11 protein-coding genes are annotated in these 15294 nt (G+C 71.7%); 3 read left to right on the plus strand and 8 right to left on the minus strand.

Annotation, left to right across the window (positions count from 1 at the left end):
- Window positions 1–88 precede the first annotated feature (88 nt).
- The 5 genes from glpK to AB0L21_RS38660 all read right to left on the minus strand — a co-directional run bounded on the left by glpK (window position 89) and on the right by AB0L21_RS38660 (window position 6212).
- Window positions 89–1609, minus strand: a complete 1521-nt coding sequence (gene glpK / locus AB0L21_RS38640) for a glycerol kinase GlpK (RefSeq protein WP_365709157.1) — start codon at window positions 1607–1609, stop codon at window positions 89–91.
- A 79-nt stretch (window positions 1610–1688) separates the two neighbouring features.
- The gene (locus AB0L21_RS38645; protein ID WP_365788664.1) at window positions 1689–2438 is read right to left on the minus strand and encodes an MIP/aquaporin family protein; all 750 of its coding nucleotides are present in this window, start codon (window positions 2436–2438) and stop codon (window positions 1689–1691) included.
- A 347-nt stretch (window positions 2439–2785) separates the two neighbouring features.
- Window positions 2786–4438 (minus strand): GGDEF domain-containing protein, encoded by a 1653-nt coding sequence (locus AB0L21_RS38650; protein WP_365788665.1) that lies wholly within the window; start codon window positions 4436–4438, stop codon window positions 2786–2788.
- A 135-nt stretch (window positions 4439–4573) separates the two neighbouring features.
- Entirely contained in the window at window positions 4574–5764 is a 1191-nt protein-coding gene (locus AB0L21_RS38655; RefSeq protein WP_365788666.1) for a lipid-transfer protein, read from the minus strand.
- Complete coding sequence (locus tag AB0L21_RS38660; RefSeq protein WP_365788667.1) at window positions 5754–6212, minus strand: zinc ribbon domain-containing protein; 459 nt, start codon at window positions 6210–6212, stop codon at window positions 5754–5756. Before AB0L21_RS38660 ends, AB0L21_RS38655 begins: the two co-directional genes overlap by 11 nt.
- Before the next feature lie 225 nt (window positions 6213–6437).
- Here AB0L21_RS38660 and AB0L21_RS38665 point away from each other — a divergent pair, with 225 nt between their 5' ends.
- Window positions 6438–6974: an NUDIX domain-containing protein gene (locus tag AB0L21_RS38665; protein ID WP_365788668.1), complete on the plus strand. Its 537-nt coding sequence runs from the start codon at window positions 6438–6440 to the stop codon at window positions 6972–6974.
- Window positions 6975–6983: 9 nt separating this feature from the next.
- Here the strand turns inward: AB0L21_RS38665 and AB0L21_RS38670 are convergent, their stop codons facing one another.
- Window positions 6984–9344, minus strand: coding sequence for a glycoside hydrolase family 31 protein (locus AB0L21_RS38670; RefSeq protein WP_365788669.1), 2361 nt, complete (start codon window positions 9342–9344; stop codon window positions 6984–6986).
- A 215-nt stretch (window positions 9345–9559) separates the two neighbouring features.
- Here AB0L21_RS38670 and AB0L21_RS38675 point away from each other — a divergent pair, with 215 nt between their 5' ends.
- Window positions 9560–11527 carry an acetoacetate--CoA ligase gene (locus tag AB0L21_RS38675; RefSeq protein WP_365788670.1) on the plus strand — a complete coding sequence of 656 codons (1968 nt, stop codon included), beginning with the start codon at window positions 9560–9562 and terminating at the stop codon, window positions 11525–11527.
- Between the two features lie 164 nt (window positions 11528–11691).
- Window positions 11692–12582, plus strand: coding sequence for a hypothetical protein (locus AB0L21_RS38680; protein WP_365788671.1), 891 nt, complete (start codon window positions 11692–11694; stop codon window positions 12580–12582).
- 94 nt (window positions 12583–12676) lie between these two features.
- Here AB0L21_RS38680 and ptsP read toward each other — a convergent pair whose 3' ends face one another.
- Together ptsP and AB0L21_RS38690 are read right to left on the minus strand one after the other, a co-directional pair.
- Window positions 12677–14347 (minus strand): phosphoenolpyruvate--protein phosphotransferase, encoded by a 1671-nt coding sequence (ptsP, locus tag AB0L21_RS38685; protein WP_365709178.1) that lies wholly within the window; start codon window positions 14345–14347, stop codon window positions 12677–12679.
- 80 nt (window positions 14348–14427) lie between these two features.
- Window positions 14428–14877, minus strand: coding sequence for a PTS glucose transporter subunit IIA (locus AB0L21_RS38690; protein ID WP_171158315.1), 450 nt, complete (start codon window positions 14875–14877; stop codon window positions 14428–14430).
- Window positions 14878–15294: the final 417 nt, after the last annotated feature.

A 15294-nucleotide genomic window follows, 5' to 3' on the forward strand; every position in this document is an offset into this window, starting at 1 on the left:
GAGGGCCGGGGCCCGGCACGCCGAGAGCACGCACCTGACGCCGCGCGGCCCGCCCTCCGGGCGGACGACGGGAGTTTGACGACAGGACCTAGGACCCGTCCTCCTCCAGCCAGCCGAAGCTCTTCTCCACCGCCCTGCGCCAGTTCCGGTACTCGCGGTCGCGGACCGACGCCTCCATGACGGGCGTCCACTCCGCGTCCTTCCGCCAGTGCGACTTCAGCTCGTCCAGGCCGTTCCACACGCCCGTGGCCAGCCCGGCCGCGTAGGCGGCGCCGAGGCATGTCGTCTCCGAAACGCGGGGCCGGATCACCGGTACGCCCAGGACGTCCGCCTGGTGCTGCATGAGCAGGTGGTTCCGGGTCATGCCGCCATCCACCTTCAGTGTGCTGATCCGCACCCCGGAGTCCTGGTACATCGCGTCCACGACCTGCCGGGTCTGCCAGCTCGTCGCCTCCAGCACCGCGCGCGCGAGGTGGGCCTTCGTGACGTACCGGGTGAGGCCGGTGACGACACCACGCGCGTCGGAGCGCCAGTAGGGCGCGAACAGGCCCGAGAAGGCCGGCACGATGTAGGCGCCGCCGTTGTCGTCGACGCTCGCCGCCAGTGTCTCGATCTCATCGGCGGTCCGGATGATCCCGAGCTGGTCGCGGAACCACTGGACCAGCGCGCCCGTTATCGCTATGGACCCCTCCAGGCAGTACACCGGCGCCTCCCCGCCGATCTTGTAGCCCATCGTCGTCAGCAGCCCGTTCTTCGACGGCACCGGCCGGTTGCCGGTGTTCAGCAGCAGGAAACTGCCGGTGCCGTAGGTGTTCTTCGCGGTGCCGACGTCGTAGCAGGCCTGCCCGAACACGGCGGCCTGCTGGTCGCCCAGCGCCGAGGCGACGGGCACCCCGGACAACTGCCCGACCGCGGTCCCGTACACCTCGGCGGACGATCTGATCTCGGGCAGTACGGCCTCGGGGATGTTCATCGCGGACAGGAGGGAGGGATCCCACTGGAGGGTGTCCAGGTTCATCAGCATGGTGCGGCCGGCGTTCGTGACGTCGGTGACGTGCCGGCCGCCGTCGGTGCCGCCGGTGAGGTTCCAGATCAACCAGGAGTCGATGGTGCCGAACGCGATCTCACCGCGCTCGGCCCGCTGCCGCAGACCGGGCACATGGTCCAGCAGCCAGGCCGCCTTGGGCCCGGAGAAGTAGCTGGCCAGCGGCAGTCCGGTCTTCTCGCGGAAGCGGTCCTGGCCGGCCGTGCCGCCCAGTTCGCCGCACAGGGCCGCGGTACGGGTGTCCTGCCAGACGATCGCGTTGTGCACGGGCTTGCCCGTGGCGCGGTCCCACAGGACCGTGGTCTCCCGCTGGTTGGTGATGCCGAGGGCGCTCAGCCGGTCGGCGCGCAGTCCCGCCCGGGCGAGTGCCCCGGCCACCACGGCCTGCACCTTGGACCAGATCTCGGTGGCGTCGTGCTCCACCCAGCCGGGCCTGGGAAAGATCTGCCGGTGCTCGCGCTGGTCGACGGCGACGATCGCGCCGCTGTGGTCGAAGACGATGCAGCGGCTGGACGTGGTGCCCTGGTCGATGGCGGCGACGTACGTGTCGGCGGTGTCCGTCATGGCTGTCCCTGGGTCGCTGGGTCGGATCGCTGGCCGGAAGGCCGCGTGGGTGCGTGGATCGCGGTGGCGCGAGCGGGGTTCAGAAGGCCGCGTTGTAGACGAGGCCGGCCAGTGATCCACCGATCAGCGGCCCGATGACCGGGATCCAGGCGTATCCCCAGTCGGAGCTGCCCTTGTGGGGGATCGGCAGGAACGTGTGCACGATGCGTGGCCCGAGGTCGCGGGCCGGGTTGATGGCATAGCCGGTGGGGCCGCCGAGGGAAAGGCCGATGCCCACGACGAGCAAGGAGACGATGAGCACGGTGGTGCCGGACTCGCCGAGCCCCTCGGTGCGCCCGAAGGCGAGGACCGGCAGGACCAGTGCGACGGTCGCGATGATCTCGGTGACGAGGTTGGCGACCGGGTTCCTGATCTCCGGAATGGTGGAGAAGATCCCGAGGGTCGGCACGGGTTCACCGGTGGTGCCGTCCGTGGTGCCTTCCGTGCGGACGTTGGCCTGGAACTGGGCGAGATAGACGAGGTAGGCCAGTACGGCGCCGAGCATCGCGCCGGCGATCTGCCCGAGCAGGTACACCCAGACCTTGCCCCACTTGCCGGTCTCCACGGCGATGCCGACGGTGACGGCGGGATTGAGCTGACCACCGGAGAGGGGAGCGGCGGTGTACGCGCCCGCGAGCACGCCGAAGCCCCAGCCGAACGCGATCACGATCCAGCCCGAGGCCCGTGCCTTGGAGTATCTGAGGGTGACGGCGGCGCAGACGCCCGCGCCGAACAGGATCAGAATCGCGGTGCCGATGGCCTCGCCGACGAAAATGTCTCCGTTGCTCATGGCGGCTCCCTTGGCGCCGGCAGGGGCGATCGGCCCCCGGCCCTGGCGTGCAGGACGGTTCCCTTGGCGACTTCAGCCGAAGGCAGGGAGGGCCCCGCGCCCCGCCCGGCGTCGGTGACGAGCGTGCCGTCGCAGCCGGATCGCCCTGGAGTGCCGGGCCGTGAACACAACAGACCCGTGCCGCAGTGCCTGATAACACCGAGAATGTACGGCGATGTCGGCTGACACCGGGAAGTGTTCACCGGCGCCCCGGGGGCGTCAAGGTTGCCGACGGCGACGGTGACACGGGCGTTCCGTCGGCCTCGATGGAGCGGACGCGCCGCAACGGACGTCGACGAGAAGGCCGTTCACCACCGTGGCTCGGCGGCGGCGTACCCGGCCTGTGCCGGGGCTGGACCCGGGCCGCCGCGCCGGACCTCGTGACCGGGGAGCCCGGCGCGTCCGAGCACCCAGCTCGCGCCGTTCAGCGCCTTGGCCACTTTCTTCAGCGGCGCGAGCTGGGCGGCGGCCTGGTGATGGTCGCGCACGCTGCCCGGACCGCAGACGACCGTCGCCAGGGAGAGCGTGACCGGCCGGCCGCCCGCCGCCCACGGAGCGTCCAGCACGGCGGTGACCAGCGGATCGAGCGCCTCCTCGTCGGCCAGGACCAGGAAGTCGTCTCCGCCGATGTGCCCCACGCGCGCGTGCTCCGCGACCGCTTCCTGCAGCGCGCGGCCCACCGCGCGGATCAGCTCGTCGCCCGCGGCGAACCCGGCACCGTCGTTGACCTGTTTGAAGTGATCGATGTCCAGCCAACTGAGCGTGAACGGCCGCCCGTCGGAGATCCGCCGGTCCACCTCACTCACGATCGCGTCCGAACCGGGCAGCCGGGTCAGCGGGTTGAGCCCGGCGGCCTCCTCCACCCGGCTCTCGGCCAGCGCCCGCACCAGATCCGCCAGCCGTACGACGCCGACGCACCGGCCGTGACCGTCGACCACCGCCACGTCGTCGGAGGTCCGGTCCCGGCCGCCGACCGCCACCACGTCCAGCACCTGCCAGGCCGTCGCGTCGACGCCGACCGTGCGGGGGGCGTCGCCCAGTTTGAAGGCCGGCCGGTCGGCGTACAGGGCGTGTCCGTAGCGACCCGACATCGACAGCAGGAAACGCGAACGGTGCACCGACCGGACGGGCCTGCCGCGCTGGTCCACCAGCAGTACGCCGGAGACGTCCGGGGAACCGGTCAGCAGCGCCCGCACCTGTCCGGCCGAGGCGGTCAGCGGCAGGACGGCGGCCGGCCGTACGAACTCCCGCACCAACGGCCCGGAGCGGGGCGCGGTCCCGGCGCCGGGCGCGAGGGACGGAACGTATACGTCCGCTGCCGGGATCCGGGCCGGCGGAGCGAACAGCTCGCCCTGGGCCAGCTGCGCACCGGCCGACAGCGCCGCCGCGCACTGGAGTTCCGTCTCCACTCCCTCCACCGCGACCAGGGCGCCCAGCTCCTCGCACAGCGTCCGCATGGCCCGCACCGCGGCCGGCCGTGCCAGCAGCGAGGCGTCGAGTTTGACCAGGTCCGGGGAGAGGTCGGTGAGCAGCCTGAGCGGTACGTCGCCGTCCCCGATGCCGTCCGCGCTGATCCGGAATCCCTGCTCGCGCAGTGAGGCAACTGCCTCCAGCAGGGCTCGCTGTGGCACATGCGTGTACGGCGGGACGATGTCGAGCGTCACCTCCCAGGCCATGCGCCCCGCCGCGCGGACGGCGTCGTGCAGCGGTGTCAGGCCGCCGAGGTCGGCGAGCGTGGCCGCGAACACGTTCAGGTGCAACGGCAGCAGGGTTTCCTTGCGGGCCGCAGCGCGCAGCGCCGACACGGTGAGCCTGCCGTCCAGTTCGGGATCCCGGCGGGCCTCGGCCAGGACGTCGCCGGTCTCCGGGCGGGCAAGTATCTCCAGTGCGGCGACCGCGCCCGTCCTGAGGTTGACCACCGGCTGGAAGGCGAAGCGGAGAGTATCCGTCCAGGAGTGCACGGGAGCATGATGGCGCTGCCCGCGCACGCCCAGGCGCAGTTCATGAGACGTTCACTCAGGATTCCGGGCTGATCACGCAGAGTGGACATCCTCGTCGGCTCCCTCGCGGCACAGGAGTCTCTCGTCTCGCTGTGGTCACCGCACGGCGATCACCGATGACCCGTGCCCGAACAGCCCTTGGTTCGCGGTGATGCCCACCCGCGCCCCGGCGACCTGACGGTCACCCGCCGTACCCCTCAACTGCCAGGTCAGCTCGCACACCTGGGCGATGGCCTGCGCCGGCACCGCCTCACCGAAGGAGGCCAGTCCGCCGCTGGTGTTCACGGGTATCCGGCCGCCCGGGGCGGTCGCGCCCTCCCGCAGCAGCTTCGCGCCGTCGCCCTCGGCGCAGAGCCCCAGATCCTCGTACCACTGCAACTCCAGGGCGGTGGACAGGTCGTAGACCTCGGCCAGGGACAGGTCCTCGGGTCCGATGCCCGCCTCGTCGTAGGCGGCCCGGGTGATGGAGGCGCGGAACGTCTCGGCCGGCGGCGCCACCGTGGCCGCCGAGTCCGTGGCGATGTCCGGCAGGTCCAGCACCGTGTTCGGGAAACGAGGTGTCACCGTCGACACGGCCCGGATCCGGACCGGACGGGCGACACCGTGCCGGTGCGCGAAGTCCAGGCTGGACAGCACCAGGGCGGCCCCGCCGTCGGAGGTGGCGCAGATGTCCAGCAGCCGCAGCGGATCGGCGACCACCGCGGAGGCGGCCACCTCCTCGGCGGTGACCCGCTTGCGGTAGCGGGCGTACGGGTTCAGCGCCCCGAGCGCGGCGTTCTTGACCTTGACCAGCGCGAAGTCCTCCGGCGTGTCACCGTGCACCGCCATCCGCCGCCGCGCGTACAGCCCGAAGTAGGCCGGGTTCGTCGCCCCCAGCAGCCGGAAGCGCAGCCAGTCCGGATCGTCGGGACGGTCCCCGCCCGCGGGCCGGAAGAATCCCTTGGGCGCGGCGTCCGCCCCCACCACCAGGACGACGTCCGCGAGACCGGCGAGGATCTGCGCCCGCGCCGCGGCGATGGCCTGGGCCCCCGACGCGCACGCCGCGTACACACTCGTCACCCTGGCGCCCTGCCAGCCCAGGGCCTTGGCGAAGGTCGCTCCCGCGACATGGCCCGGATACCCGCCGCGCACCGTGTCCGCGCCCACGATGGAGCCGATGTCCGGCCAGTCGAGGTCCGCGTCCGCGAGAGCCGCGCGAGCCGCCGCCGTGCCGTACTCCACGAAGCCGCGGCCCCACTTGCCCCATGGGTGCATGCCCGCGCCGAGCACCGCCACATCAACCGTCACCCCGCACCCCCGTCGGCCGCCAGTGCCAGATCGTCCAGGTCGTCTCCGCGTCCTCGTCCTCGTGGAGCACACCGGGGACGACCTCCACCTCCATGCCCACCGTCAGGTCGCCGACGGTGACCCCGGGAGCCGCCTGCCCCAGCACCACGATCCGCTCGGCCTCCAGCTCCACCGCGATCAACGCGTACGGCACCCATGGAAGTTCCGGATTGCTCACATAGGGTGACGGAGGGCGGTATCGGCTGTCGGTGTACGACCAGATGTGTCCCCTTTGCGATAACGCGATCTCCTCCAGGGAGCCGCCCGTGCAGTGGGGGTTGCGGCAGTGGACGTCCTCGCGCGGGAAGAAGACGGAGGCGCAGGCCGTGCAGCGGGTGCCCAGGAGCCGGAAACCGTCGCCCTCGCCGGTGAACCAGCCGGTGACCGCGGGCTTGCGTGTGTACGGCAAGGGGCCTCCTCTTCAGGCCGATCTGACGGAGCGTCAGAAGTGTGCCACGGGCAACCGGAAATGTGCAGGCCGTTTCGGCGAACCGAACGGCGGCGCACGGCGTCGTGGTACACGAGGGGCGGCCGGGACCGACGGGGGTGATTCCGGCCGCCCCTTCCGGATGCGCTCGTTCCTGATGCCTCACTAGCGGAACACGTCGCTCCCCTGATCGGATACAGTCCGCGCGTGTCCGAAACTCAGCAACCAACTGCCAACTCCGTGGCCGACTCTCACTGTTCGAGCTGCGGAGCGCCCTATGGAGAGGGCGTTTCCGGATGGCCGCGCACCTGCCCGTCCTGCGGGACCATCGCCTACCGCAATCCGCTGCCGGTCGCGATCGCTCTCCAGCCCGTGTACGACACCAAGGGCACGGCCCTGGTCGTCATCACCCGAACCGTCGCCCCCGCGCGCGGAGGCATCGCCCTGCCGGGCGGGTACATCGACGACCGCGAGGACTGGAAGCAGGCCGTCGTACGGGAACTCAAGGAAGAGACCGGAATCGACGCAGCCGCCCGTGACGTGCGGCTCGTGGACGCCATGAGCTCACCCGACGGGCACCTGCTGCTGTTCGGAGTGCTGCCGGAACGCCCAGCCGACGGACTGCCGCCCTCCGGTCCCACGGACGAGACCGAGGGCTGGCAGCTGCTGCGCAGGCCCGAGGAGCTCGCCTTCCCGCTGCACACCGTGGCCGTCAAGGCGTGGTTCGAGGGCCGCTACGTCTGAGCCCGCGGTTCAGCCGAGCCCGCGCACGCGTACCGGGTAGGGCGGCTCCGCCACGCCGTCCTCCCGGTCCCGGGTGACCATCACCCGGCCCCCGTGCCGGCGGGCGACGTAGCGTTCGATCTCCGGTTCCTCCCACCCGTCGCCCGGATCCGGCACGACCAAACCGGCCCCGGTGCGCCCGCGCGCGGGCGCCCACACCTCCAGCTCCAGCCCGCCGTCGGCGCCACGCACGGGCAGCACCGCTCCCGCACGCGCGAGCACCGGTATCCGGGACAGCGGCGCGTCCACCAGGACCCGCCCCGGCCCCTCATGGACCTCCTCCGTCACCGTGTCGTACCAGCGGCCCCGCGGCAGCCGCACCGCGCGCCGGCGGACACCGGGATCCAGGACGGGGGCCACCAGAAGGCCGTCGCCCAGCAGAAACGTGTCCTCACAGTCACGCAGCGCCCGGTCCTCCGGCGCCCCCCACCACAGCGGCCGCACATACGGCGCGCCGGTCCGCCGGGCCAGATGCGCCAGCGTCAGGAAGTACGGCAGCAACCGCCGCCGTTCGAGCAACGCCACGCGCGCGTGCTCCATCACCTCGGCACCGAACTCCCAGGGCTCCCGGCGCCCCGCCCGCAGACTCGCGTGGGTGCGGAACAGCGGCAGAAACGCGCCCAGCTGGAACCAGCGCAGATACAGCTCCGGCGACGGACTGCCGTCGAAACCGCCCACATCCGGACCCGAGTACGGCACCCCGCACAGCCCGAGCCCCAGCACCAGCGACAGCGACGCCCGCAGCCCCGGCCAGCCGGTCGCCACGTCCCCCGACCACGTGCCCCCGTACCGCTGCAGCCCCGCCCAGCCCGAGCGGGAGAACAGGAAGGGCCGCTCCTCGGGCACCAGCTGGCGCAAGCCCTCGTAGGCGGCCTGTGCCATGCACAGCGCGTACACGTTGTGCCCTTCCCGGTGGTCGCCGCCGCGCCCCTCCAGGGCATGCCGGGCCGAGCGCGGCAGCGTCGGCTCACCGAAGGCGCTGAACGACGTCGGCTCGTTCATGTCGTGCCAGAACCCGGCGAAGCCCTGCCCCAGCCGCTCCTCGTAGAGCCCGCCCCACCACGCACGCGCGCGTGGGTCCGTGAAATCCGGGAAGACCGACTCGCCGGCCCACGCGACACCCCGCACCGTGTGGCCCTGCGCGTCCCGCACGAACGCGTCCACGGCCGCGCCGCTGTCGTACACGGCACTGCCCGGCTCGGCCCGGACCGCCGGATCGACGATGGACACCAGCCGGATCCCGTCCCGGCGCAGCTCCTCCGCCAGCACCGGCAGCTTGGGAAAACGCTCGTGGTCGACCGTGAACACCTGATGGTCGTCGTAATGGTCGATGTCGAGGTGCACGGCGTCCAGCGGCAGCCCGCGCTCGTGATAGCCGGCGACGATCCGGCGCACCTCCTGCTCGCTGCCGAAGCCCCACCGCGCGTGCTGGTGGCCCAGCGCCCACGCGGGCGGCAGGGCGGGCGCCCCGGTCAGCGAGACCCACGTGTGCAGCACGCGCGCGGGAGTCCCCACCATCACCCAGCAGCGCAGCGGACCGCCGTCCATCCGCACCTCGCAGTGCCCCGGCCGGTCGTGCCCGGACCCGGCACCCTCTTCGCCCTCCCGCAGGACCACCGTGCCGTCCCAGGTGGTGTCATGGAACACCAGATGGGTGCCGGCGTCCGCCACCACCAACTGCACCGGCATCGTCAGATACAGCGGATCGTCGCCGGGCCCGAACGCCCGGCCCGGATCGGTGTTCCACAGCCGGTACCTGCCCTCGCGCAGCCGGGGCCCGCCCGCGCGCCCGCCCAGGCCGAAGAAGCGGGCGTCCGCGGCCACCTCCGACCGCTGCACCCACCGCGCCGCACCCCCGCCGACCGGCTCCCACCAGCGTGGCGGCAGATCCCGCCGCAGCATCACCCCGCCCGGCGTGCACACCTCCACCGCGCCGTGCCGCGACACGACGACCGTCGCCCGCTCGGCCACCACGCGCCAGCCGCCGTCCTTGTCCGGCTCCAGCACCGCCCGCGGATCCGGCTCGGGACCGCTCCCCGCGAGCGCGTACGACGGCTGCGGACCAGCCCCGTCCCACCCCCAGAAGACCGCCCCGTTCACCGTCACGACGATCCGCAGCTCCGAGCGGCCGAACCGGATCAGCCCACCCCCCGGACCCGGCTCCGCACCCCGCACCTGACCCGGCACCCGGGCCCGCTCGGGTCCCCGCCGCGGGAGCCCTGCGGCGTCGATACGCCTCCTGCGCCACGCGGCCCGTACGGTACGCAACCCCTGAGCCGCTCTGTCCGAACCGACCACACTCACCGAACGCACCAGGTCACGACCGTCCATGCTGCTCACCCTGCCACTGAGCGCCCCACGCGCGCGTGTCGTTCAACTGTCGTTCACCCGTGCCCGGACCACATCTTCATGACATGGACTGTGTGGAGCGCACCCTGGTGTAGAAGTCGATCACATGGCATCGTCCCTGTCAGCCGCGTCACGCGCACACCCCAGCCCGTGCGCGGACCGACGCACACGACGCGCACAGCCCGGGAGCCGCACCAATGTCGACCGCGAACCCCCAGCCGCTCTGGCAGCCCGATCCCGAGCGGATCGCCCAGGCCCGCATCACCCGGTTCCAGGCATGGGCCGCCGAACACCACGGCGCCCCGGCCGAGGGCGGGTACCCAGCTCTGCACCGGTGGTCCGTCGACCAGCTGGACACCTTCTGGAAAGCCGTCACCGAGTGGTTCGACGTACGGTTCTCGACGCCCTACGCGCGCGTGCTCGGCGACCGCACCATGCCCGGCGCCCAATGGTTCCCCGGAGCCACCCTCAACTACGCCGAACACGCTCTGCGCGCCGCGGCCGACCGCGCGGACGAACCCGCCCTCCTGTACGTGGACGAGACGCACGAGCCACGCCCGGTGAGCTGGTCCGCGCTGCGTCGCCAGGTCGGCTCCCTCGCCGCCGAACTCCGTGCCCTCGGCGTCCGCCCCGGCGACCGGGTCAGCGGGTACCTCCCCAACATCCCCCAGGCCGTCGTCGCCCTCCTCGCCACGGCCGCCGTCGGCGCCGTCTGGACCTCGTGCGCCCCCGACTTCGGCGCCCGCAGCGTGCTCGACCGCTTGCAGCAGGTCGAACCCGTCGTCCTGTTCACCGTCGACGGCTACCGCTACGGCGGCAAGGAGCACGACCGCCGGGAGGTCGTCGCCGAGCTGCGCCGAGAGCTGCCCACCCTGCGCGCCGTCGTCCACATCCCCCTGCTCGGCACCGAGCCCCCCGAGGGAGCCCTGGAGTGGTCCACGCTGACCGCCGGGGACACCGAGCCGGTCTTCGAGCAGGTCCCGTTCGACCACCCGCTGTGGGTGCTCTACTCCTCCGGCACCACCGGCCTGCCCAAGGCCATCGTCCAGTCGCAGGGCGGCATCCTGGTCGAACACCTCAAGCAGCTCGGCCTGCACTGCGACCTCGGCCCCGAGGACCGTTTCTTCTGGTACACCTCGACCGGCTGGATGATGTGGAACTTCCTCGTCTCCGGCCTGCTCACGGGCACCACGGTCGTCCTGTACGACGGCAGCCCCGGCTACCCGGACACGGGCGCCCAGTGGCGCGTCGCCGAACGCACCGGAGCCACCCTCTACGGCACCTCCGCCGCCTACGTCATGGCCTGCCGCAAGGCCGGCGTCCACCCCGCCCGCGACTACGACCTGGCCACGGTCAAGTGCGTCGCCACCACCGGCTCCCCGCTGCCGCCCGACGGCTTCCGCTGGCTGCACGACGAGGTCCGCGACGACCTGTGGATCGCCTCCGTCAGCGGCGGCACCGACGTCTGCTCCTGCTTCGCCGGTGCCGTACCCACCCTCCCCGTGTACACGGGGGAACTCCAGGCACCCGGCCTCGGCACCGACCTGCAGTCGTGGGACCCGAGCGGCAAGCCCCTCATCGACGAGGTCGGCGAGCTGGTCGTCACCAACCCCATGCCGTCCATGCCGATCCACTTCTGGAACGACCCCGACGGCAGCCGCTACCACGACAGCTACTTCGCCACCTACCCCGGCGTCTGGCGGCACGGCGACTGGATGACCCTCACCTCCCGCGGGACCGTGATCATCCACGGCCGCTCCGACTCCACCCTCAACCGGCAGGGCGTGCGCATGGGCTCGGCCGACATCTACGAGGTCGTCGAGCGCCTGCCCGAGATCAAGGAGTCCCTGGTCATCGGCATCGAGCAGCCCGACGGCGGCTACTGGATGCCGCTGTTCGTGCACCTCGCGCCGGGCGCCGTCCTGGACGAGGCCCTGCTGAACCGCATCAAGCAGGCCATCCGCGAGCAGCTCTCACCGCGGCACATCCCCGACGAGATCATCGAGGTCCCCGGCGTCCCGCACACCCTCACGGGCAAGCGCATCGAGGTCCCCGTCAAGCGCCTGCTGCAGGGCACCCCGCTGGAAAAGGCGGTCAACCCCGGCTCCATCGACAACCTAGCCCTGCTCGGCTTCTACGAGGAACTCGCCCGCAAGCGCGCCTAACCCCCGGAAGGTCACGCTCCGCATCCGGACCTCTGTGCGACCCGAGCGCTCCTGACCTGCGCGGACAACCTCACCATCTGACCATGATCACCGGCGGCACCGCGATTGTCAGTGCCGCCGGTTACGGTGAGTGAGTATTGATCGACCGCGCATTGGGGGAATTCATGGCGCACACCGACCACCAGACCATGCGGCGCGTGCTGCGCCGCGAGATCGCCGGCACCATCGGCGTACTCACGGACGACCACGACTTCCGCGCCATGCGGCGCTACCGCAGCTTCACCTTCGACGACCACACCACCTACCTCCAGCAGCTGGAGGCCGTTCTCCAAGCCCGCGCCGCACAGGGCAACCACACCACCCTCGCCCTGTTCGACCCCGAGGACTACGCCGCGTACTGCGCGGACACCGGCCTCGACCCGGAAGCCCCGACCAGCCGGACCCGGTTCACCGCGGAACTCGCGGCCACCGGCCCGACCATCCCCTACGACGGCCGCCCGCTCGCCGTCCTCCTGCCCGCCCTCGTGGACGAAGCCGTACGCCAGGCCACCTGGGAGTACGCCACGACCCTCCTGACCCGCCTCGGCCCCTGCCCGACCTGCGGCGAGGACATCGGCAGGGCAGCCTTCACCCGCGCCTCCGACCTCCTGGTCCGCATCCTCGACACGGCACCACCCGGCGACCGGCACCTCGTCTGCACCGTCTCCGGACCCCCGGACACCCTCGTCTCCGTTCTGCACGGCGACCAGGAGCCCCACGGAGCGACCCGCCTGGACGAGGCCGAGGCCCTGGAATTCACCAGCGTCCTCGCCCTCGGCCTCGCGACCCGCAGCCCCGGCGGACTCGTCATCCGCGTCAGCGCCGCCGGCACGGCCGACCGCGTCTACGGCTGGCGACTGCGCGGCGGCACCCTCGAACCACTGACGGCGTCCGAGGTGTTCGACGCCTACTGCACCGACGTCGAATCCGGCGAGCTGATCCCCCCGGAGCCCGGCGTCGACTACCGCGAGCCGCCCGCCCTCGGAGAGGAGAGCGTCCCGGACCACCGCCACTGACGCTCCGCGCACACCGGCGGCCGGCACACGTCAGGGGCGCCCCGCCCGAAGGCGGGACGCCCCTGAACCGGCACACCCGAGGTGACCGGTACGGCTACTCGCCGGACAGCACCGCCTGAGCCGCGCTGCGGGCCTGCTCCGCACTGTCCGCCGCACGCGCCGCCGCCGCGGCCCGCTCGCACTGCGCCAGCGTGTACTTCGCCAGCGTGGCGCGAACGTACGGAATCGACGCCGCACCCATGGACAGGGAGGTGACACCCAGACCGGTCAGCACACAGGCCAGCAGCGGATCCGACGCGGCCTCGCCGCACACCCCACAGCTCTTGCCCTCGGCCGTGGCCGCCTCGGCGGACAGCGCGACCAGGTCGAGCAGCGCCGGCTGCCACGGGTCCTGCAGGCGGGACACCGCACCCACCTGCCGGTCCGCCGCGAACGTGTACTGCGCGAGGTCGTTGGTCCCCAGCGACAGGAACTCGACCTCCTGCAGGATCGAGCGCGCCCGCAGCGCGGCCGAGGGGATCTCGACCATCGCGCCGAACTTCGCCCGCAGCCCCGCCTCACGGCAGGCGTCGGCAAAGGCCTTCGCGTCCTTGCGGTCCGCCACCATGGGGGCCATGACCTCGAGGTAGACGGGCAGCCCCTCGGCGGCCTTCGCCAGCGCCGTCAGCTGGGTGCGCAGGACCTCGGGGTGGTCGAGCAGTGTCCGCAGCCCCCGCACACCGAGCGCCGGGTTCGGCTCGTCCGCCGGCGTCAGGAAGTCCAGCGGCTTGTCCGCACCCGCGTCCAGCACACGCACGACCACACGGCTCTCGGGGAATGCCTCCAGCACCTGCCGGTAGGCCTCCACCTGCTTCTCCTCGGAAGGAGCGTTCTTGCTGTCGTCCAGGAACAGGAACTCGGTACGGAACAGACCGACACCCTCGGCCCCGGCCTCGACGGCCGCCGGCACATCGGCCGGCCCGCCCACGTTGGCCAGCAGCGGCACCTTGTGCCCGTCCGCGGTCACCCCGGGACCCGTCGAAGCGGCCAGTGCGGCCTTGCGTGCGGCGGCCGCGGCCTCCAGGTCCGCCTTCTTCTCCTCGCTCGGGTTCACGAAGACATCGCCGGTGCTGCCGTCGACGGCGATCAGCGTGCCCTCGGCCAGCTCACCGGCACCGGGCAGCGCCACCACGGCCGGCACGCCCAGAGCCCGCGCCAGGATGGCGCTGTGACTGGTCGGACCGCCCTCCTCGGTCACGAAACCGAGGACCAGGGACGGGTCCAGCAGCGCGGTGTCGGCCGGAGCCAGGTCACGGGCCACGAGTACATAAGGCTCGTCACTGTCCGGGACACCCGGCATCGGCACGCCCAGCAGCCGGGCGACGATACGGTTCCGCACGTCATCGAGATCGGCCACGCGCCCGGCCAGGTACTCACCGGCACCGGCCAGCAGCTCCCGGTACGCCGCGAAGGCGTCGTACACGGCCCGCTCGGCGGTGCTGCCGACGGCGATCCGCCGGTCCACGTCGGCCATCAGCTCGGGGTCCTGCGCCATCATGGCCTGTGCCTCCAGCACGGCCTGGGCCTCGCCCCCCGCCAGATTGCCGCGCGCCATCAGGTCGGCGGCCACGGCGTCCACGGCCTGACGGGCGCGTCCCTGCTCCCGCTCCGCGTCCTCGGCGGGAATCTGCTTGGCCGGCGGCTCCAGAACCGCCGTGCCCATGTGCCGTACCTCGCCGATCGCCACGCCATGGCTCACGCCGACGCCTCGCAGCGTTGTCTCCATCTCACCTGTCTCCGGATAGTGCGGCGGGTCCCGCCGCCGCGATGGTTTTCCTGTTCGCCGCCCTGCGACGGCAGTGCTTGTCAGTTCCAGGAGAAGAGGCTGTCGCCGACCTTCACGTCCCCGTCCTCACGGAGGTCGGAGAGGGACTCGGCAGTGGCTTCCAGCGCGACGACCGGACACACCGGAGACTTGCCGGCGGCCTCGACCGCAGCGGGGTTCCAGCGCACGACGGCCTGGCCGCGGGTCACGGTGTCGCCCTTGTTGACGAGCAGCTCGAAGCCCTCGCCGTTGAGCTGGACAGTGTCGATGCCGAGATGGGTGAGCACACCGTGCCCGCTCTCGTCGACCACGACGAACGCGTGCGGGTGCAGGGAGACGATGATGCCGTCGACGGGCGCCACCGCCTCGGAGATCTCGCGCACGGGGTCGATCGCGGTGCCCGGGCCGACCATGGCCCCGGAGAAGACCGGATCCGGCACTGCGGCCAGTCCGATGGCACGTCCGGCAAGAGGGGACGTCACGGTGGTCATGGGAAGCCTCCCAAGGAGTGGAGCTGTTCACGGGCCGTCACTGGCAGTCCCGGACGGCGCACTGAGCAGCAGCGTATGTCATGTGAACTGGCGGTTCCGGATGGAAGCTACCAGTTAGTGGTCTAGACCACCAGCTCACCGGATTTGCATGGCCTCCGAGGCTGCGTGTACAGTCGTACTCCTGCCGGGGGGTAGTGAGGCGTGCAACCGCGTCCTCCTCCGACAGCAACCAAACTCATCAGATCCTATCTCTGGATCTCCTTCTGCATGCTCGCAGGGGGCGGTCGGAGAGACGGAAAAACCCTGGTAGAGTTTGAAACATCGAAGGGAAGCGCCCGGAGGAAAGCCCGAGAGGGTGAGTACGAAGGAAGCGACCGTTCCTTGAGAACTCAACAGCGTGCCAAAAGTCAACGCCAG

It is taken from the genome of Streptomyces sp. NPDC052721 (assembly GCF_040678315.1).
Taxonomy (GTDB): domain Bacteria; phylum Actinomycetota; class Actinomycetes; order Streptomycetales; family Streptomycetaceae; genus Streptomyces.

Coding starts and splice junctions, on each gene's coding strand:
- ptsP (WP_365709178.1), bottom strand. CDS start 14,347: ATGGAGACAACGCTGCGAGGCGTCGGCGTGAGCCATGGCGTGGCGATC.
- AB0L21_RS38690 (WP_171158315.1), bottom strand. CDS start 14,877: ATGACCACCGTGACGTCCCCTCTTGCCGGACGTGCCATCGGACTGGCC.
- AB0L21_RS38645 (WP_365788664.1), bottom strand. CDS start 2,438: ATGAGCAACGGAGACATTTTCGTCGGCGAGGCCATCGGCACCGCGATT.
- AB0L21_RS38675 (WP_365788670.1), top strand. CDS start 9,560: ATGTCGACCGCGAACCCCCAGCCGCTCTGGCAGCCCGATCCCGAGCGG.
- AB0L21_RS38680 (WP_365788671.1), top strand. CDS start 11,692: ATGGCGCACACCGACCACCAGACCATGCGGCGCGTGCTGCGCCGCGAG.
- AB0L21_RS38670 (WP_365788669.1), bottom strand. CDS start 9,344: ATGGACGGTCGTGACCTGGTGCGTTCGGTGAGTGTGGTCGGTTCGGAC.
- glpK (WP_365709157.1), bottom strand. CDS start 1,609: ATGACGGACACCGCCGACACGTACGTCGCCGCCATCGACCAGGGCACC.